Source organism: Pseudomonas sp. GG8 (assembly GCF_052976945.1).
This window is the reverse complement of the sequence record NZ_JBRIIP010000001.1, coordinates 896469-912936: the sequence shown is the minus strand read 5'-3', so window position 1 is coordinate 912936 and position 16468 is coordinate 896469. Positions and strand designations below refer to the sequence as shown.

Below are 16468 nucleotides of genomic sequence, written 5' to 3'. Positions count from 1 at the left end.
GAGATCTGAAACATGGCCTTTAACATGCGTAACCGCAGCCTGCTGAGCTTGATGCACCACACAAATCGCGAGTTGCATTTCCTGCTCGACCTGTCCCGCGACCTCAAGCGCGCCAAGTACACAGGCACCGAACAGCAGCATCTCAAAGGCAAAAACATCGCGTTGATCTTCGAAAAAACCTCGACCCGCACCCGCTGCGCCTTCGAAGTTGCAGCCCACGATCAAGGTGCCCACGTCACCTACATTGACCCGGTATCGTCGCAAATCGGCCACAAAGAAAGCATGAAGGACACCGCCCGCGTACTCGGCCGGATGTTCGACGCCATCGAATACCGTGGCTTTGAACAGGAAATCGTCGAGGAGCTGGCCAAATTCGCCGGTGTGCCGGTCTTCAACGGCCTGACCGCCGAGTTCCACCCAACGCAAATGATTGCCGACACCCTGACCATGCGCGAACACAGCGACAAGCCGCTGCATGACATCAGCTACGCCTACTTGGGTGACGCGCGCTACAACATGGGTAATTCACTGCTGATGATCGGCGCCAAACTGGGCATGGACGTACGCATCGGCGCACCCAAGGCCCTGTGGCCGCACGCTGACTTCATTGCCCAGTGCAAAACGTTCGCCGAGGAAAGTGGTGGCCGCATCACCATCACTGAAGACCCGCTGGAAGCAGTCAAGGGCGTGGACTTCATCCATACCGATATCTGGGTCTCCATGGGCGAACCGGTTGAAGCGTGGGACGAGCGCATCGAACAACTGCTGCCGTATCAGGTCAACGCCACAATGATGAAAGCGTCGGGCAACCCACGGGTGAAGTTCATGCATTGCCTGCCAGCGTTTCACAACAGTGAGACCAAGGTCGGCAAAGACATCGCCAGCCGTTACCCGAATCTGGCCAATGGCGTGGAAGTCACCGAAGAGGTCTTCGAGTCGCCGGCCAACATCGCTTTTGAGCAGGCAGAAAACCGCATGCACACCATCAAGGCAATCCTGGTATCGGCGCTGGCTGACATCTGACTTTGGGGAAAAACACCATGCGTATCGTCGTTGCATTGGGTGGTAACGCCCTGCTCCGCCGTGGCGAACCGTTGACCGCGGAGAATCAGCGGATGAATATCCGCGTCGCCACCCAACAGATCGCCAAAATCGTCCCCGGCAATGAGCTGGTGGTGGCCCACGGCAATGGCCCGCAAGTGGGCCTGCTGTCCTTGCAGGCATCGGCCTACACCGCCGTGGCGCCTTATCCGCTGGACGTCCTCGGCGCTGAAACCGAAGGCATGATCGGCTATATCATCGAACAGGAGTTGGGCAATCTTCTGCCCATCGAGGTCCCTTTCGCCACCCTGCTGACCCAAGTCGAGGTAGACGGCAACGACCCCGCCTTCCAGCATCCGACCAAGCCCATCGGCCCGGTCTATTCGAAAGAAGAAGCAGAACGCCTGGCCAAGGAAAAGGGCTGGAGCATCGCCCCGGATGGCGATAAGTTTCGCCGAGTGGTCGCAAGCCCGAAACCCAAACGTATCTTCGAGATCCGCCCGATCAAGTGGCTGCTGGAAAAAGGCAGCATCGTGATCTGTGCCGGTGGCGGCGGCATCCCGACGATGTATGACAAGGACGGTCAGCTACAAGGTGTCGAAGCCGTGATCGACAAAGACCTGTGCTCGGCCTTGCTCGCGGAACAACTGGAGAGTGATCTGTTGGTGATTGCCACCGACGTGAACGCCGCGTTTATCGACTGGGGCAAGCCCACCCAGAAGGCTATCGCCCAGGCCCACCCTGACGAGATGGAAAAACTGGGCTTTGCCGCAGGCTCGATGGGCCCTAAAGTGCAGGCAGCCTGCACCTTCGCCCGCAATACCGGCAAGGTCGCGGTGATTGGATCACTGGAAGATATCGAAGACATCGTCAACGGTAACGCCGGCACGCGAATCAGCAGTGCCACACCTGGCATTATCTATAAATGAACCTTGGGATAGGCCGCGAGGTCTATCCCGACACTTATCGTTTCGTCCAGCGAAGGAGCAATGCACATGTTCGAACCCGGTCATCTGCACATCACTCGCGTTGCACTGCAACCCACCGATTTCAGCTATGACATCCACATCCGCTACGAAGTGCGACAGGCCCCCACGCAAGGCACGGCCATGCATTTCTTCATGGAGGGCGAGATCAATGGCGCTGCGTTCAAGGACGAATTCGAACTGCCAAAGGACATGGCCTACAACTTTGCCAGCGAAGCCTTTCATATCGCGGTCAAACACGGCATGCCCAAGGCTGCGGACCTGCGCTCGATGCATGGACAATACGACGCCATGTTCGAACACATTCGGCAACTGCTCGACGCCAAGCCGGGTGATCCGGTGATGCCAGAACATCTGGAATGACCTCCATGGCCAGGAACGCCTCTCGCGAATATGCCTGGCAATGCCAGTGACACGGACGACCTGACACGCCGCTGACCCATTTGCTGGCATAATTGCGGCCCCCGCGGTCCAGAACCTTTAGTAGCCCATGCGTATTCACGTCTGTTTTATCGACCGCGTTGGTATCACCCAGGAAGTGCTGGCTATTCTGGGCGGGCGAAATCTGAACCTGGACGCCGTGGAGATGGTGCCGCCGAACGTTTACATCGATGCCCCGACACTCAGCCCGCAAGTGCTCGAAGAGCTGAAGGATGCGTTGTTCCGGGTGCGCGGTGTCGAAGCGATCACCGTGGTGGACATCCTTCCCGGCCAGCGTCGCCACCTGCAACTTGATGCCTTGCTCGCCGCCATGACCGACCCGGTCCTGGCCCTGGACAGCGCTGGTCATGTGCTGCTGGCCAATCCGGCGCTGATTGCGCTGTGCGGACGCGAACCTGAAGGTGAATCCGTCGCCGAGCTGTTCGCCGACCCCGGCCTGCAAACCGCATTACTGGAAAACGGCTTTCGTTTACCGTTGCGCGAAGTCACGCTCAACGGCGAAGTTTTACTGCTCGACGCCACCCCGATCACCGACGCAGGCGCGCTGTTGACGCTGTACCAACCGAGCCGGATTGGCGAACGCTTGGCGGCGCTGCACCATGACCATGCCGAAGGTTTCGATGCATTACTGGGCGAGTCACCACCGATTCGTACCCTCAAGGCCCGCGCCCTGCGCGTGGCAGCCCTCGATGCGCCGCTGCTGATTCAAGGCGAAACAGGAACCGGCAAGGAGTTGGTCGCGCGTGCCTGCCATGCCATCAGTACCCGCAATAGCGCCCCTTTCCTTGCGCTCAACTGCGCGGCGCTGCCGGAAAACCTCGCCGAAAGCGAACTCTTCGGTTACGCCCCAGGTGCCTTCACCGGGGCACAACGTGGCGGCAAACCAGGGCTGATGGAACTGGCCAACCACGGCACGGTGTTTCTCGACGAAATCGGCGAAATGTCACCGTACCTGCAGGCCAAGCTGCTGCGCTTCCTGAATGACGGCAGTTTCCGCCGCGTCGGAGGGGATCGTGAAGTGAAGGTCAACGTGCGGATTCTCAGCGCGACCCATCGCGACCTGGAAAAAATGGTCAACGAAGGCACCTTCCGCGAAGACCTGTTCTATCGCCTGAACGTACTCAACCTGGAAGTGCCGCCGCTGCGCGATCGCGGGCAGGATATCCTGCTGCTGGCGCGCTATTTCATGGAGCAGGCCTGCGCTCAGATCCAACGACCGATTTGCCGCCTGACGCCGGGCACTTACCCCGCACTGCTGGGTAACCGCTGGCCGGGTAACGTGCGCCAGTTGCAGAACGTGATCTTCCGCGCAGCAGCTATTTGCGAAAGCACGCTGGTGGATATCGGCGATCTGGACATTGCCGGCACGTCCGTCGCCCGACAAAGCGACGGCGAAATCGACAGCCTCGAACAGGCGGTCGAGGACTTCGAGAAAACCTTGCTGGAAAAGCTCTACATCAGCTACCCCTCCACCCGCCAACTCGCCGCCCGCCTGCAAACCTCCCACACCGCCATCGCCCATCGGTTGCGCAAGTACGGGATTCCGGGAAAGGGCTAAGCCCCGACGCGTGTGGTCAAGGGGCGTTTCCGCAGCCCCCTTCGCTATATTCGGAAGCGTCCTACAGCCGGCCTATCCCCCTTGGCAATAGACTGTCCAGTCGACGAAAAAAAGGACTGGCACGTATGGCTAATCACGGTTACATGCCCCTGACAGGTAAGACTCAAGGACTGATTTCAGCGAGCTGCTCAACTCAGGATTCCATGGGCAACAAATATCAGCCAGACCATACCGACGAAATAATGGTGCTGTCTTACAACCACACCATGGCCAATATTGGAAATATCGACAGGCCAACCCACCACCCAATCATCATCACCAAAAACGTTGATAAATCGTCACCGTTACTCGCTCAAGCGCTCTCAAACAGAGAAGAAATAAACGGTACGATCAGTTTCTACCGCGTATCTCCCGTTGGCACCCAGGAAAAATTCTATTCAGTGTCGATCAGTGGCGGGATTATCGCTGACCTGACGCTTGATATGCCGCATGTCATTTTACAATCGGACGCAGAACCTCAAGAACACGTCGCTATTCGCTACCGTGAAATCACCTGGAGGCACCACTTGGCCGGGACCAGCGGTTATAGCTTTTGGGGTGAAGAGGGATGAACCCCAACCGTTATGACCTCTGGGATGTCCATCAAGCTGCGGGCCAAGTGCTGGCGCAAGCCCATAGCCTCAGCGCTCGCCACCTTAGCCACGGCATGCCGCGTGTGCACTTCAATAGAGAAGTGGCCTATTACGCAAAGCGCATTGTCGATGATGTCGAGCTCGGCCATAAAACCCCCGAACAAGGCATACAGGCACTGCTGCAAGAACGGAACGACCTGTCAAACCAGGCGCAGGCCGTGGCGCGCAACGGCCAGGTTGCAATAAGCGATGCGGTCAAGCGCATCCCGGTATATCGACTCACCCAACCCGTATTACAACCTGACCCCGAGCGCTTATTGCGCTTTGTCCATGCTCAACACCTCAACACGCCTGATGAGAAGGCTCAGCGCACAACACAAGCGGCAGCCCCGCCACCTCCCGTCGAAACGTATAAGTTTTTCCCCCGAGAACAATGGCCAGAGCCCATCGAGCTACACGACCCAGGGTTCTACATCGTCCCCAAGAGCACAACGGCGGAACAGCTGGAAGCGCAGCTGTTCACCTCACGCAACCCGGCCGTGATTGCCAAATTCAGGGCCCTTAACCCTGGGTTGGATCAGGTAAAAGCGGGGCAGATGATCGTGCTAAGCGATCCCGAAAATCCACGATGCACCCGCGAAGAAGCGCTGCTGATGGAAACGGCACGCAGGGTGAATCAGGCGTTGGCGGACCTTAGCCCGGAAGAGGCCGATTTCATGGCCCGCCACCGTGACGAAATCGAATCCTTCCTCACGCACGGCGCCACCGCGATCGGCATTGGCGAGTCGATTTTCGCCAAGCACCTGGCCGATGTGAAATTTCTGCTGCAGGAGATAGAGGCCTTGCATACGCGCACCTTTGAGCAACATGGACACCTGCGCTCAGCGGAGTTCTTTGCCGACCGCAAGCGCCTGTTTACCCAACTCGATACCCAACTTACCTCGCTGACCAAAAAAAGCATCGGCTTACCCGACCACCCGAAGCTGAAAACCGCTCTGGGTATTTCCAGTCGCAGCCTGGTGCATCGTGCGGGGCGAGCGGGCGGATTCGGCCAGAATCCCGGCTACGCCACCCGCATAGGCGCCGTGGCCAAGGCTTCCCAGTACGTCAAAACGGTGGCTGGATCGGCACCGCCGTCGGCGGTGGCGCCTCGTACATGAAAGTTCAAGACGTGTGCACAGCTGGCAATGCCGAGGCTTGCGAAAAAGTGAAATACACCGAAGGCGGAGGTTTTATCGGCGGGGTTACAGGGGGTGCTGCCGTTGGTGCGTATTTAGGCGCTGCTGGGACTGGCGCTATCTGTGTTGCTCTCGGGGTGCCCACTGCTTGGGTAGGAACGCTTGTATGCGGCATTGTGGTAGTCGGAGGTGGTTCTTTGGCAGCTGGGCTTGCCCTCGGCAAGATTGGTGAAAAGACAGGTGAAATTATTTACGAGGTCACTCAATGAGCGTGAGTACCGCTGACAAAGTTTTCCTCTGTGTCAGCTTAAGTGGCTTTGCAGGTGTGTTCGTTTTCCTTGGTCTTGCGCTACATCTCGCCTACACCAAAATGGATATGATGCTGGACCACTTGAAGAACTGTCCCGCCGTTATGATCAGAGCCCCATTTAAGAATGGCGGCCCTGCGGGAAGGTTGTTTGTACTGGGTGCAATAATGGGACTAATGACCGTCCCTCGTCTCTATCTCCGCGATGGAGGGGCTAGCGCTGAGGATTTAAAGAGCTTCCCTGCCGACCTTAAACGTAAATTGATTGTATTGCACTGGGGCGGCTGCGTGCCTCTATTGGTATTGTTTGGAATGGTTGCAGTAGTCGAATTTGGTCTTGTGTAACCTATCGGGTACACGGCGTACCAGACAGGCCACCTTCGCAGACAAGTCAGTTCCTTGAGCTGCGAACGGCCATCAACCTGTACCGAAAACGCTACAACGGAACGGTTTCGCTACAGCTTCCGGACACCCCCCGTGTGCAAGGCTTTGATCCTGTAAGCCTTTTTTATCGCGCTCCAACCGTAACGATTTCGCTACAGCACCTATCCCCTCGCCATCAAAATATATATATAAGTCATTGATATATATCGACTAAATAATATTGGCCGCAAACTTGCTATGGTCTTTCCTCATTACGCTCATGCGCGCCGTGAGCTTTTGCCCCTTGAGGAGTTTTTATGAGCGAGTTGCGATTCACCGTCGACCACGAATGGCTGCGTACCGAAGCGGATGGCAGCGTCACCGTCGGCATTACGCCCTACGCGCAAGAGTCGCTGGGTGATGTGGTGTACGTGCAACTTCCTGAATTGCAGACTTACACACAACACGCTGAAGCCTCGGTGGTTGAGTCTGTGAAGGCTGCCAGCAGTATCAACATGCCGCTCACCGGCGAAGTGGTCGAAGTCAACGCAGCGCTCGAAGCGACGCCTGAACTGGTCAACGAAGACGCACTGGGCGCCGGCTGGTTCTTCCGCTTCATCCCTGAAGACGCCAGCGCCATCGACAGTTTGCTCGATCAGGACGCTTACGACCGCCTGATCAAAGCCAGCGCTGAAGCCTGAGGAGCCAACATGACTGACCGTATCGAATTGAGCACCGCCAACGAGTTTATTGCGCGCCACATCGGCCCACGTCAGGCGGATGAAAAAGCCATGCTCGCGACCCTGGGTTTCGACTCCCTGGAAGCGCTGAGCGCCAGCGTCATCCCGGACAGCATCAAGAACACCAGTGTTCTGGACCTGTCCGCCGGGCAAAGCGAAGCTGATGCCCTGGCGTCGATCAAAGCCATCGCCAGCAAAAACCAACTGTTCAAAACCTACATCGGCCAGGGCTATTACAACTGCCACACCCCGGCACCGATTTTGCGCAACCTGTTGGAAAACCCGGCTTGGTACACCGCTTACACCCCCTATCAGCCGGAGATTTCCCAAGGTCGACTGGAATCGCTGCTGAATTTCCAGACTTTGATCAGCGACCTTACCGGCCTGCCCATCGCCAACGCCTCGTTGCTCGATGAAGCCACCGCCGCCGCCGAGGCCATGACGTTCTGCAAACGCTTGAGCAAGAACAAAAGCAGCCACCTGTTCTTCGCCTCCAGCCATTGCCACCCGCAGACCCTTGATGTACTGCGCACCCGTGCCGAACCGCTGGGCATCACTGTCGTCGTTGCAGACGAAAACGAGCTGAGCGATGTCAGCGAGTATTTCGGTGCCCTGCTGCAGTACCCGGCGAGCAACGGTGACCTGTTCGATTACCGCGAACTGGTCGAACGTTTCCACGCCGTTCATGCCCTGGTCGCCGTGGCTGCCGACTTGCTGGCCCTGACCTTGCTGACCCCTCCGGGTGAGTTCGGCGCAGACGTGGCCATCGGCAGTGCGCAACGCTTTGGCGTGCCATTGGGCTTTGGTGGGCCACACGCGGCCTACTTCTCGACACGCGATGCGTTCAAACGCGATATGCCAGGCCGTCTGGTCGGTGTTTCCATCGACCGTCATGGCAAGCCAGCCTACCGCTTGGCGATGCAGACCCGCGAACAACATATCCGTCGCGAAAAGGCCACCAGCAACATCTGCACCGCGCAGGTTCTGTTGGCCAACATTGCCAGCATGTATGCGGTCTATCACGGGCCACGCGGCCTGACACAAATCGCCAAGCGTACGCACCAGCTGACCGCGATCTTCGCCGAGGGCTTGAAGCAGTTGGGCTTGAACGTTGATCAGGCGTTCTTTTTTGACAGCCTGACCCTGAACACCGGGGCCGACACCGCTGCGCTGCACGTCAAAGCCCGCGCCCAACAGATTAACCTGCGTGAAATCGATGCTCAGCGCCTTGGTCTGTCGTTCGACGAAACTATCCAACAGGCCGACGTCGAAACCCTGTGGCAGCTGTTCGCCACTAACGGGCAAAGCCTGCCGGACTTCAATGCGTTGGCCAGCAGCGTAGAATCACGCCTGCCTGCCGCGTTGCTACGCCAGTCAGCGATCCTCAGCCATCCAGTGTTTAACCGTTACCACTCCGAAACCGAGCTGATGCGTTACCTGCGTCGTTTGGCCGACAAGGACCTGGCACTGGACCGCACCATGATTCCGCTGGGCTCATGCACCATGAAGCTCAATGCCGCCAGCGAAATGATCCCGATCACCTGGGCCGAGTTTGGCAATCTGCACCCCTTCGCACCCGCCGAGCAAAGCCTGGGCTACCAGCAACTGACCGACGAACTGGAAGCGATGCTCTGCGCCGCGACCGGTTACGATGCCATCTCGCTGCAACCTAACGCCGGTTCCCAGGGCGAATACGCTGGCCTGCTGGCGATCCGTGCTTACCACCAGAGCCGCGGCGATGATCGTCGCGACATCTGCCTGATCCCGTCGTCGGCCCACGGCACCAACCCCGCGACCGCCAACATGGCCGGTATGCGCGTGATCGTGACTGCCTGTGATGCACGCGGCAACGTCGACATCGAAGACCTGCGCGCCAAGGCCATTGAGCACCGCGAACACCTCGCCGCACTGATGATTACCTACCCATCGACGCATGGTGTGTTCGAAGAAGGCATCCGCGAGATCTGCGGGATCGTCCATGATAACGGCGGCCAGGTGTACATCGACGGCGCCAACATGAACGCCATGGTCGGCCTCTGTGCACCGGGCAAGTTCGGCGGCGATGTCTCGCACCTGAACCTGCACAAAACCTTCTGCATTCCCCACGGCGGTGGCGGCCCAGGCGTTGGCCCGATCGGCGTCAAATCGCACCTGACCCCGTTCTTGCCGGGCCACGGGACGATGGAGCGCAAAACAGGCGCTGTCAGCGCAGCGCCGTTTGGCAGCGCGAGCATTCTGCCGATCACTTGGATGTACATCCGCATGATGGGTGGCGAAGGCCTCAAGCGCGCGTCGCAACTGGCGATCCTCAACGCCAACTACATTTCCCGTCGATTGGAAGAGCACTACCCCGTGCTGTACACCGGCAGCAACGGGCTTGTCGCCCACGAATGCATCCTCGATCTGCGTCCGCTTAAAGACAGCAGCGGTATCAGCGTCGATGACGTTGCCAAGCGGTTGATCGATTTCGGCTTCCACGCGCCGACCATGTCGTTCCCGGTTGCTGGCACCCTGATGATTGAGCCGACTGAAAGCGAATCCAGGGAAGAACTGGACCGTTTCTGCGAAGCCATGATCCGCATCCGCGAAGAGATCCGCGCAGTAGAAAGCGGGACGCTGGACAAGGACGACAACCCGTTGAAGAACGCGCCGCACACCGCCGCTGAAATCGTCGGTGAATGGTGCCATCCGTACAGCCGAGAACAAGCGGTGTACCCGGTAGCCTCGTTGATCGAGAACAAATACTGGCCGCCGGTGGGTCGCGTCGACAACGTGTTTGGCGACCGTAATCTGGTCTGCGCATGCCCGTCCATCGAGAGCTATCAAGACGCCTGATCGAGATGGGGCTACTGTGCAAAGTAGCCCCATCCTTGATACGACGCATGACCCGGTAGGCGCGGGCTTGCCCGCGATTACGGCGTATCGGAGACACCACGCCAGTCCGATCGCGAGCAAGCTCGCTCCTACAATTAAACGCGACCTCCCTGTCTATAATAAAAAACCGGAGTGCAACCATGTCGCTGAGCGTGTTCGACCTGTTCAAGATTGGTATCGGCCCCTCCAGTTCGCATACCGTGGGCCCGATGCGGGCGGCTGCCCGGTTCGCCGAAGGTCTGCGCCGCGACGATTTGCTGACGACAACGGCCTGCGTCAAGGTCGAGCTGTATGGCTCACTGGGCGCTACCGGCAAGGGCCATGGCAGCGACAAGGCCGTGCTGCTGGGCCTGGAAGGCGAACACCCTGACACCGTCGATACCGAAACCATCTCTGCGCGTCTGCAACAGATTCGCAGCAGTCAGCGCCTGAACCTGCTCGGTGAACACAGCATCGAGTTCGTCGAAAAACAACACTTGGCGATGATCCGAAAACCCTTGGCGTTCCATCCAAACGGCATGATTTTCCGTGCCTTTGATGCCGCCGGTTTGCAGACTCGTAGCCGCGAATATTATTCCGTCGGTGGCGGCTTTGTTGTCGATGAAGACGCCGCCGGCGCTGACAGGATCGTAGAAGACAGCACTCCTCTGACCTATCCGTTCAAAAGCGCCAAGGATTTGCTGGGCCATTGCACGGCGCATGGCCTGTCTATCAGCCAGGTGATGTTGGCCAACGAAGCCGCCTGGCGCCCGGAAGCGGAAACCCGCAAAGGCCTGCTGAACATCTGGCAGGTCATGCAGGATTGCGTGAAAGCGGGGTGCCGCAATGAAGGGATTTTGCCGGGCGGGTTGAAGGTCAAACGCCGGGCTGCAGCGCTACACCGTCAGCTGTGCAACAACCCGGAGGCGGCGCTGCGTGATGCACTGTCAATGCTCGATTGGGTCAACCTGTACGCCCTGGCGGTCAACGAAGAGAACGCCAACGGTGGCCGGGTCGTCACCGCCCCCACTAACGGTGCAGCGGGGATTGTCCCGGCGGTGCTGCATTACTACATGCGCTTTATCTCCGGCGCCAATGAAGACGGGGTTGTGCGCTTTCTGCTCACGGCGGCGGCGATTGGCATTCTTTACAAAGAAAACGCCTCGATCTCTGGCGCCGAAGTGGGCTGTCAGGGCGAAGTCGGCGTGGCCTGCTCAATGGCGGCCGGAGCGTTGTGCGAAGTGTTGGGCGGCAATGTTCAGCAGGTAGAAAATGCCGCCGAAATCGGCATGGAACACAACCTGGGCCTGACGTGCGACCCGATTGGCGGCTTGGTGCAGGTGCCCTGCATCGAGCGCAACGCGATGGGTTCGGTGAAAGCGATCAATGCCGTGCGCATGGCGTTGCGCGGCGATGGTCAGCACTTCGTCTCCCTCGACAAAGTGATTCGCACCATGCGCCAGACCGGTGCCGACATGAAAAGTAAATACAAGGAAACCGCCCGAGGCGGGTTGGCCGTGAACATTATCGAGTGCTGAAACAGCCTCATGAAATCGACTGCTTTCGCCCTCCCTACAAAGCGAAAGCCGGAAAACTCCAAGGAGCCATGAATGTCCACCGAACAGCTGTTAACTACCCCGCTGCACGCTTTACACCGCGAACTGGGGGCCAGAATGGTGCCGTTTGCCGGCTACGACATGCCCGTTCAATACCCCGCTGGCGTGCTTAAGGAACACCAGCACACCCGCGCGCATGCCGGCTTGTTCGATGTATCGCACATGGGCCAGATTCGCCTGACCGGCGCCAACGCCGCCAAAGCGCTGGAAACCCTGGTGCCGGTCGACATCATCGACCTGCCCGTGGGCATGCAGCGCTACGCGATGTTCACCAATGAAAGCGGTGGCATTCTCGATGACCTGATGGTCGCCAACATCGGCAACGACGAGCTGATTCTGGTGGTCAACGCCGCCTGTAAAAACCAGGACCTTGCGCACTTGCAACAGCACCTGACCGGTCAGTGCGACATCCAGCCCCTGTTCGAAGAACGCGCCCTGCTGGCCCTGCAAGGTCCGGAAGCAGTGACCGTCCTTGCACGTCTGGCTCCGAAAGTGGCGAACATGACGTTCATGCAGTTTGCCAAGGTGACGTTGCTCGGCGCCGACTGCTACGTCAGCCGCTCCGGCTACACCGGTGAAGACGGTTTTGAAATCTCGGTCCCCGCCGATCAAGCCGACGCATTGGCCCGCCGTTTGTTGGCCGAACCAGAGGTCGCCCCCATCGGGCTCGGTGCCCGCGACTCTCTGCGTCTCGAAGCAGGCCTGTGCCTGTATGGCCACGACATGAACACCGAGACCACACCGGTTGAGGCCAACCTGTTATGGGCGATCTCCAAGGTTCGACGCGCCGACGGCGCACGTGCCGGTGGCTTCCCCGGCGCGGAGCAGATCTTTGCTCAGCAGCAAGCCGGTGTGAGCCGCAAACGTGTCGGCTTGCTGCCGCAGGAACGTACGCCGGTCCGTGAAGGCGCAGAAATCGTCGATGCCAACGACAAACCCATTGGTACAGTCAGCAGCGGTGGGTTCGGTCCAACGCTGGGTGGACCGCTGGTCATGGCTTACCTCGACAGCGCTTACACCGCGCTGGACAGTGAAGTCTGGGCCATCGTGCGGGGTAAGAAAGTGCTGATGCGGGTCAGCAAAATGCCATTCGTGGCGCAGCGTTACTACCGTGGTTAACAGGCGAGGTTAAAGGCGGCCGCCCGTAAACTGGACACCCAAAAACAGGGCAACTGGCCGTCATGCAATCGCAATGTATACCGCTGTAAAGTGCGCTGTTAGTCCACGGCGCACTTTGCATATAGCCAGGCACACGGGTAAAAAACCATCGATCTTGCCTGACGGGCACACCGTTCAAAAAAGCTGGAGAGTGCCGGAAACCTGCGCCTGAGCAGGGCTTGTTTTTTCTGCCATGGTTGGCGTAGAGTTTCTTAACTGTGTTTGCATGGGTCGCTTGAACCGTGACCTGGGCAGTAGCTCTAAGTATTGCTACATCCCGCTCGACGTTTCTTACTACCTGCAGCCAGTCCAGTACTCTTTCAGGCGAAAGAGACTGTCATCAATTCAAGTTCCAGGGAAATAAGAAAATGTCGAATCGTCAGAGCGGTACCGTCAAGTGGTTTAACGACGAAAAGGGTTTTGGTTTTATCACGCCAGAGAGCGGTCCGGATCTGTTCGTCCATTTCCGCGCTATTCAGGGCAGCGGCTTCAAGAGCCTGAAAGAAGGTCAGAAGGTGACCTTCATTGCGGTGCAGGGCCAAAAAGGCTTGCAGGCGGATGAAGTTCAAGCCGAAGCTTAAATAGCGATCAGTAAAAAAGCCCCTGATGCTGACATCAGGGGCTTTTTTATGGCTGGGATTCCGTAAAATGGGTTCTTTTTGCAAACGAGAGCCCGCCATGTCGAAACACCTGCTCCGCCCACAAGGCGACTTTCCCGTTGCAGGCTTGGGCCGCCGCCTTGCGGCGATGTTCTATGACGCCCTGCTGTGCATCGCGCTGCTGATGGTCACCACCTTCGTTTATAAGCTGATCCTGATGGCCTTTATCGGTGAGGCTCAATTACGCGCGATGTCCGAGTCCGGGGCGCTGGACAGCGACCCGCTGCTTTCAACGATTCTGGTGTTTGTGCTGTTCGGTTTCTTCGCCAAGTTCTGGACCCATTCAGGCCAGACCCTCGGGATGCAGGTGTGGGGCATTCGTGTGCAGAACGCCGACGGCACTGCCATCAGCCTGTGGCAGGCACTGTTGCGTTTCGTGGTCGCTATCGGTTCGTGGCTATGTGTGGGACTGGGCTTTTTCTGGGTATTGTTCGATAAGCAGAAACGCAGCTGGCATGACATATATTCCGACAGCCAGCTGGTGCAGGTACCCAAGCAGAAAAAATAGTGGCTCTGGATGAACTGCTTACGCGCAACGCGCATGCCTGGCGCACCCTGTAAAAAAGCCGACTCGACGTCGGCTTTTTTGTCTGTCTTTTTTCTAGCCCGCCCGGCGTAGCAGCCAGACCCCAGCCACGGCACAGATCCCGGAAGGCACCAGCACCGCGAACAGCGGCGAAAATCCGAACACCAGACTAGACGGCCCAAGCAGGTCCTGGGCAATGCGGAAGGTGAAGCCGACCAGCACCCCGGTGAACACCCGTTGACCCAGGGTCACCGAGCGCAACGGGCCGAAGATGAACGAGATCGCCATCAACACCAGCGCCATTGTGACCAGCGGCTGCAGGACTTTGGTCCAGAACGCCAACCAGTAACGGCCATTGTTCAAGCCCTGATCCGCAAGATAATGTGCGTAACTCCACAAGCCAGTGATCGACAGCGAGTCCGGCGGCAAGACCAGCGTGCTGAGCAATAGTGGGCTGAGGGACGCGTCCCAACGATCATTCGGGCTTTTGACGACTTCGGTGCTGTCAGCATGGAAAAGCGTCGTGGTCACGTCTTCCAGCATCCATGAATCATTCTCGAACTTCGCCTTCTTCGAGAAGCTTGCGGACTGCATGTGCCGCTGATCGTCGAAACGATAGCGAGTCACGCCGTACAGCACCCCATCGGGTTGTACGGTATTGATATGAATGAACTCTTCGCCCTGACGGTGCCACACCCCGTACCTGCCGCTTTGCGATTCGTCGCTGCCTTGGGCCAGGGCTCGGTTGGACTGAGCCAGGTCCTCAGCGGGCGGTGCGACATATTCGCCCACCAGCAAGCCAGCGACCATCAGTACCAGCATCGGCTTCATTACCGCCCAGACGATACGCCCGATGGACACACCCGCTGCGCGCATGATGGTCAGTTCACTGCTGCTGGCCAGACTGCCAAGGCCAACCAGACAACCGATCAGTGCAGCCATCGGCAACATGTCGTAGACACGTCGCGGCGCAGTCAGCAATACGAAGGAAGTAATATCGGCCAAGGTGTAGGTGTTGCTGATGTCTTTTATTTCATCAATGAAAGCAAACAGCGAAGCCAGCCCCAAAATGACCCCGAGCACGCCAAGGATCGCGACTAGAACACTCTTGCCAATATAGCGGTCGATTTTAACCACGGGCCACCTCCTGCGCCGTGCGGCGGCTCGCCATTTTCAACCGCAGAGGTTCCCAGTACAGCAATAACAGGCCAATGCCCAGAAACAACGCATGCACCCACCACAGGCCCAGAACCATTGGGATTTTGCCCCGCTCCAGCGCACCGCGAGCGGCAATCAAAATGGTCAGGTACGCCATGTACAGAAGGATCGCCGGAAGCAGCTTGAGGAAACGCCCTTGACGCGGGTTGGCCTTGGCCAGCGGCACCGCCATCAATGTCACGATAAACACAAGGACCGGCAGGGCGAGCCGCCACTGCAACTCAGCCTTGTAGCGAGGGTTGTCGCTGCCGAACAAATCACGGGTCGGAATCGACTCGCGGTCGGTAATTTCCTCGCTGATCGCGGGTTTTGGCAACAGGGCGCCATAGGTATCGTATTTGATGGCGCGGTAGTTGGCCTCACCGGGGTTGCCGTCATAACGGTAACCATTCTCCAGAATCAGGTAGCGACTACCATCAGCCCTGACCTCCTGATGCCCCTTCTCGGCGACCAGAACGGAGATCCCTTGATCCTTGGCCCCATTCTGGGTCGGGCGTTTCTCGGAGATGAATACCCCACCCAGACGAGCGCGGTCGTCTGAAAGCGTTTCTGTGTAAGTAATCCGCGAACCGTCGCGCAGCTCCTGGAAGCGGCCAGGTACCAGCGTATCGAACTCAGTCAATGCGTCTTGTTGATTGACGATCATAGAAACCTGCGCTGCGCCTTGCGGCGCCAACCCCAGGCTCAGCCAGGTGACCAGCAGCGCAACCACGGTCGCTGGCGCCATGGTGATCCACAGCAAACGCTGCTGGCTCATGCCGGTGGCGGCCAGGACAGTCATCTCGCTTTCCAGATAAAGCCGACCGTATGCCAGCAGAATGCCCAGAAACAAGGCCAGCGGCAGGATCAGTTGCAAGAAGCCAGGCAGACGAAAGCCGATGATCAAGAACAGCACACCGGGGTCAAGGGCTCCCGATGCGGCTTGAGCCAGGTATTTGATGAAGCGTCCGCTCATGATGATTACCAACAACACGGCGCTGACCGCGCTCAAGGTAACCAGCACTTCTCGGGACAGATAACGAAAGACAATCAAACCAGACACTCCAGGGTTGTCAGGCGCAGGCGGCCAAACAAAGAAAGCGAATCAGCCACAGTGGTAACCGGCTCGCAGAAGCGACCCGCCTAAAAAATATGCGGCATTATCCTGTGATTGAGGGTCCCTGTCACTGCGCCTTCTCTATAGAAGGTTGAT

The 16468-nt window shown here is 58.2% G+C and carries 16 protein-coding genes; 14 read left to right on the top strand and 2 right to left on the bottom strand.

All coding sequences use genetic code 11. The features are described from left to right. The first annotated feature begins 12 nt into the window (after nt 1-12). From ACVBEG_RS04500 to ACVBEG_RS04435, 14 genes are all read left to right on the top strand, one after another. Complete coding sequence (locus tag ACVBEG_RS04500) at nt 13-1023, top strand: ornithine carbamoyltransferase (protein ID WP_322178053.1); 1011 nt, start codon at nt 13-15, stop codon at nt 1021-1023. 17 nt (nt 1024-1040) lie between these two features. Beyond that, nucleotides 1041-1970 (top strand): carbamate kinase, encoded by a 930-nt coding sequence (arcC, locus tag ACVBEG_RS04495; protein ID WP_322178052.1) that lies wholly within the window; start codon nt 1041-1043, stop codon nt 1968-1970. 66 nt (nt 1971-2036) lie between these two features. Beyond that, nucleotides 2037-2390 carry a DUF5064 family protein gene (locus ACVBEG_RS04490; protein WP_322178051.1) on the top strand — a complete coding sequence of 118 codons (354 nt, stop codon included), beginning with the start codon at nt 2037-2039 and terminating at the stop codon, nt 2388-2390. 127 nt (nt 2391-2517) lie between these two features. Beyond that, on the top strand, nt 2518-4026 hold the full coding sequence (locus tag ACVBEG_RS04485; RefSeq protein WP_322178050.1) for a sigma-54-dependent transcriptional regulator: 1509 nt from the start codon (nt 2518-2520) through the stop codon (nt 4024-4026). A 125-nt stretch (nt 4027-4151) separates the two neighbouring features. After that, a complete protein-coding gene (locus ACVBEG_RS04480) occupies nt 4152-4637 on the top strand; it encodes an Hcp family type VI secretion system effector (protein WP_322178049.1) in 486 nt (161 codons plus the stop codon). Continuing rightward, on the top strand, nt 4634-5818 hold the full coding sequence (locus ACVBEG_RS04475) for a hypothetical protein (protein ID WP_322178048.1): 1185 nt from the start codon (nt 4634-4636) through the stop codon (nt 5816-5818). Before ACVBEG_RS04480 ends, ACVBEG_RS04475 begins: the two co-directional genes overlap by 4 nt. After that, nucleotides 5815-6105 (top strand): hypothetical protein, encoded by a 291-nt coding sequence (locus ACVBEG_RS04470; RefSeq protein ID WP_322178047.1) that lies wholly within the window; start codon nt 5815-5817, stop codon nt 6103-6105. The genes ACVBEG_RS04475 and ACVBEG_RS04470 overlap by 4 nt, the downstream gene beginning before the upstream one ends. Beyond that, nucleotides 6102-6488, top strand: coding sequence for a hypothetical protein (locus tag ACVBEG_RS04465; RefSeq protein ID WP_322178046.1), 387 nt, complete (start codon nt 6102-6104; stop codon nt 6486-6488). Before ACVBEG_RS04470 ends, ACVBEG_RS04465 begins: the two co-directional genes overlap by 4 nt. 335 nt (nt 6489-6823) lie before the next feature. Further along, nucleotides 6824-7207: a glycine cleavage system protein GcvH gene (gene gcvH / locus ACVBEG_RS04460; protein ID WP_322178045.1), complete on the top strand. Its 384-nt coding sequence runs from the start codon at nt 6824-6826 to the stop codon at nt 7205-7207. Between the two features lie 9 nt (nt 7208-7216). Then, a complete protein-coding gene (gene gcvP / locus ACVBEG_RS04455; RefSeq protein ID WP_322178044.1) occupies nt 7217-10081 on the top strand; it encodes an aminomethyl-transferring glycine dehydrogenase in 2865 nt (954 codons plus the stop codon). Nucleotides 10082-10260: 179 nt separating this feature from the next. Next, nucleotides 10261-11637, top strand: a complete 1377-nt coding sequence (locus ACVBEG_RS04450) for an L-serine ammonia-lyase (RefSeq protein ID WP_322178043.1) — start codon at nt 10261-10263, stop codon at nt 11635-11637. Between the two features lie 72 nt (nt 11638-11709). Next, nucleotides 11710-12834 (top strand): glycine cleavage system aminomethyltransferase GcvT, encoded by a 1125-nt coding sequence (gene gcvT, locus ACVBEG_RS04445; protein ID WP_322178042.1) that lies wholly within the window; start codon nt 11710-11712, stop codon nt 12832-12834. Nucleotides 12835-13241: 407 nt separating this feature from the next. After that, the gene (locus ACVBEG_RS04440) at nt 13242-13454 is read left to right on the top strand and encodes a cold-shock protein (RefSeq protein ID WP_322178041.1); all 213 of its coding nucleotides are present in this window, start codon (nt 13242-13244) and stop codon (nt 13452-13454) included. A 97-nt stretch (nt 13455-13551) separates the two neighbouring features. Continuing rightward, entirely contained in the window at nt 13552-14040 is a 489-nt protein-coding gene (locus ACVBEG_RS04435; protein ID WP_322178040.1) for an RDD family protein, read from the top strand. 93 nt (nt 14041-14133) lie between these two features. Here the strand turns inward: ACVBEG_RS04435 and lptG are convergent, their stop codons facing one another. Next, nucleotides 14134-15195 carry an LPS export ABC transporter permease LptG gene (gene lptG / locus ACVBEG_RS04430; protein WP_322178039.1) on the bottom strand — a complete coding sequence of 354 codons (1062 nt, stop codon included), beginning with the start codon at nt 15193-15195 and terminating at the stop codon, nt 14134-14136. After that, nucleotides 15188-16309, bottom strand: a complete 1122-nt coding sequence (lptF, locus tag ACVBEG_RS04425; RefSeq protein WP_322178038.1) for an LPS export ABC transporter permease LptF — start codon at nt 16307-16309, stop codon at nt 15188-15190. The genes lptG and lptF overlap by 8 nt, the downstream gene beginning before the upstream one ends. Nucleotides 16310-16468 lie beyond the last annotated feature (159 nt).

What these genes read in the sequence shown, in the direction of transcription:
- ACVBEG_RS04500 (WP_322178053.1), top strand. Translation starts at nt 13, where the DNA reads ATGGCCTTTAACATGCGTAACCGCAGCCTGCTGAGCTTGATGCACCAC.
- arcC (WP_322178052.1), top strand. Translation starts at nt 1,041, where the DNA reads ATGCGTATCGTCGTTGCATTGGGTGGTAACGCCCTGCTCCGCCGTGGC.
- ACVBEG_RS04490 (WP_322178051.1), top strand. Translation starts at nt 2,037, where the DNA reads ATGTTCGAACCCGGTCATCTGCACATCACTCGCGTTGCACTGCAACCC.
- ACVBEG_RS04485 (WP_322178050.1), top strand. Translation starts at nt 2,518, where the DNA reads ATGCGTATTCACGTCTGTTTTATCGACCGCGTTGGTATCACCCAGGAA.
- ACVBEG_RS04480 (WP_322178049.1), top strand. Translation starts at nt 4,152, where the DNA reads ATGGCTAATCACGGTTACATGCCCCTGACAGGTAAGACTCAAGGACTG.
- ACVBEG_RS04475 (WP_322178048.1), top strand. Translation starts at nt 4,634, where the DNA reads ATGAACCCCAACCGTTATGACCTCTGGGATGTCCATCAAGCTGCGGGC.
- ACVBEG_RS04470 (WP_322178047.1), top strand. Translation starts at nt 5,815, where the DNA reads ATGAAAGTTCAAGACGTGTGCACAGCTGGCAATGCCGAGGCTTGCGAA.
- ACVBEG_RS04465 (WP_322178046.1), top strand. Translation starts at nt 6,102, where the DNA reads ATGAGCGTGAGTACCGCTGACAAAGTTTTCCTCTGTGTCAGCTTAAGT.
- gcvH (WP_322178045.1), top strand. Translation starts at nt 6,824, where the DNA reads ATGAGCGAGTTGCGATTCACCGTCGACCACGAATGGCTGCGTACCGAA.
- gcvP (WP_322178044.1), top strand. Translation starts at nt 7,217, where the DNA reads ATGACTGACCGTATCGAATTGAGCACCGCCAACGAGTTTATTGCGCGC.
- ACVBEG_RS04450 (WP_322178043.1), top strand. Translation starts at nt 10,261, where the DNA reads ATGTCGCTGAGCGTGTTCGACCTGTTCAAGATTGGTATCGGCCCCTCC.
- gcvT (WP_322178042.1), top strand. Translation starts at nt 11,710, where the DNA reads ATGTCCACCGAACAGCTGTTAACTACCCCGCTGCACGCTTTACACCGC.
- ACVBEG_RS04440 (WP_322178041.1), top strand. Translation starts at nt 13,242, where the DNA reads ATGTCGAATCGTCAGAGCGGTACCGTCAAGTGGTTTAACGACGAAAAG.
- ACVBEG_RS04435 (WP_322178040.1), top strand. Translation starts at nt 13,552, where the DNA reads ATGTCGAAACACCTGCTCCGCCCACAAGGCGACTTTCCCGTTGCAGGC.